We start from the raw sequence: 1923 nt of genomic DNA, 5'->3' as shown, positions 1-1923 counted from the left end.
ATTGGCATTCAAGTACTGTGGCGAGGTTGGTTAAAATTACACGATCTCTGTGAGGGTTGGCAGCTTGCAAAAGAGACTTAACGGGAAAAGTCAGCTTCATCATGACTGTAGGTCAAGATTGTTTTGCGGTTTTGACTCCTAATAAGCAGATAATGAAGGGTTAAGAGTTCTCGCTCATTAGGAACAGCGTTGAGAAACTTATCAGGTGATAAAGGCACAATCTTAGTAGTAGATGACGAAGCCAGCATTCGCCGAATTTTACAGACGCGTCTAGAAATGATTGGCTACAGTGTAGTTACAGCTAGTGATGGTGAAGAAGCTTTGTCAGCTTTTCGCCTGTTGACCCCTGATTTGATAGTTCTAGATGTAATGATGCCAAAGCTAGATGGCTACGGTGTCTGTCAAGAATTACGGAAACAATCAGACGTACCAATTATCATGCTCACAGCTTTAGCAGATGTAGCAGACCGAATCACTGGGCTGGAACTCGGTGCTGATGACTATATGACAAAACCTTTCTCACCCAAGGAATTAGAAGCTCGGATTGCCTGCGTACTAAAACGGCGCTCCCACAAAACCAGTATCAATACTATTTCTAACTCTCTTATAATCCATGTGGGCAATCTCAAAATCGATATCAATAAGCGGCAAGTTCATAAAAATGAGCAACGCATTCGATTGACAGGTGTGGAGTTTAGCTTATTAGAGTTGTTAGTTAATCATTCAGGAAAGATTTTTTCAAGGGTTGAAATATTACAGCAATTGTGGGGCTTTGTACCAGAGATGAATACAGACACTCGTGTGGTAGATGTGCATATCTCACGATTACGGACAAAGGTAGAATCCGACCCCAACGATCCAGAATTTATTATCACAGCGAGAGGTAATGGTTATTTTTTCCCACGAATTATTGATTCAGAGTAGGGGATGGGAGCAATTATCTGGCAAATTACAGCACTAAAAATGTTTTAAGTAAATCGGTAGAGCGATTGAGCTAACTCTCGTCAGTTTGATGGATGCCTCAAAGTGCTGAATCTGATGAAATTGTTGGCAAAGAAAAGGTTTAATTTAAAACTTGTAGAGTATTTATGATACAAATACCAATTGTTCGCCAAATCCTATTAGATCCCGATACTGGATTGCTACCATATCTTAGTCAACAACTTCAAACACAGAGCTTTTCACATTTCAAGGCCCAGTTTGGTTTTCATGTAGACGAGTATTGTACACAAGTTACCTCTAATGATGATTCTCCAGAAATACAAACGAAACTTTTGTTCACTCTCAAGTTATCGATGTATCTAGGTATTCATTATAGGCAGGCTCACCCATGTCAGTGAATTCCTGCCAATCTGCAAAATGATCCATGTAAAATAGCCAGATATCGGACAAGTCTGTGTCATTCGTGAGTTTTTGCTTAAGTTCATGTAATCGGTCGATATTCATATTGTGGATATTGAGGAGATGGGGCAAACAGACAGTACTGTTAAAAAGTTATCAATTATTTTTGGATTAATGGGGGATAAAAAATTGCCATCAAAGGGTTCTACTAAATGGTGGGGGACTTAGATCGACAGACTAGTGCTAGTGTACTATAAGATTTGTAGTTTAGGATTTAATTTGCTCGTGGCATAGTGCGTAAAAAACGAGACTGCTTGTGGTGGAGCTACCCTTGGGACAAGAATCTGTCGCTAGAACTAGGAAAATAATTCACTTAGATATGGATGCTTTTTACGCATCGGTAGAGCAGAGGGATAATCCTAGCTATCGAGGCAAACCGTTAGTAGTCGGTGACAGCCCGAATCAGTGAGGCGTAGTTGCAGCAGCTAGTTATGAAGCTCGTAAGTTTGGCATTCACTCTGCGATGCCCTCAGTAACAGCTTTTGCAAAATGCCCTGGACTAATCTTTGTCAGACCGAGATT

General features: G+C 40.5%; 2 protein-coding genes and 1 pseudogene. 2 read left to right on the top strand and 1 reads right to left on the bottom strand.

Features of this window, described 5'->3' with window-relative positions:
* Positions 1-189 precede the first annotated feature (189 nt).
* Complete coding sequence (rpaB, locus tag V7L29_RS31375) at positions 190-924, top strand: response regulator transcription factor RpaB (RefSeq protein ID WP_334737940.1); 735 nt, start codon at positions 190-192, stop codon at positions 922-924.
* 360 nt (positions 925-1284) lie between these two features.
* On the opposite strand, the gene V7L29_RS31370 is transcribed toward rpaB, so the two are convergent.
* Positions 1285-1446 (bottom strand): hypothetical protein, encoded by a 162-nt coding sequence (locus V7L29_RS31370; RefSeq protein WP_334737939.1) that lies wholly within the window; start codon positions 1444-1446, stop codon positions 1285-1287.
* A 274-nt stretch (positions 1447-1720) separates the two neighbouring features.
* Between V7L29_RS31370 and V7L29_RS31365 the strand changes: the two are divergent.
* Positions 1721-1923 (top strand): annotated as a pseudogene (locus V7L29_RS31365) (Y-family DNA polymerase); the annotation flags it as partial.

The organism is Nostoc sp. (assembly GCF_036916575.1).
GTDB lineage: Bacteria > Cyanobacteriota > Cyanobacteriia > Cyanobacteriales > Nostocaceae > Nostoc.
Note: the sequence above shows the minus strand (reverse complement) of the source record. Positions and strands in the feature narration are given on the sequence as shown.

Excerpts from the sequence above, each read along its gene's own strand:
- V7L29_RS31370 (WP_334737939.1), bottom strand. The coding sequence starts at position 1,446 with ATGAATATCGACCGATTACATGAACTTAAGCAAAAACTCACGAATGAC.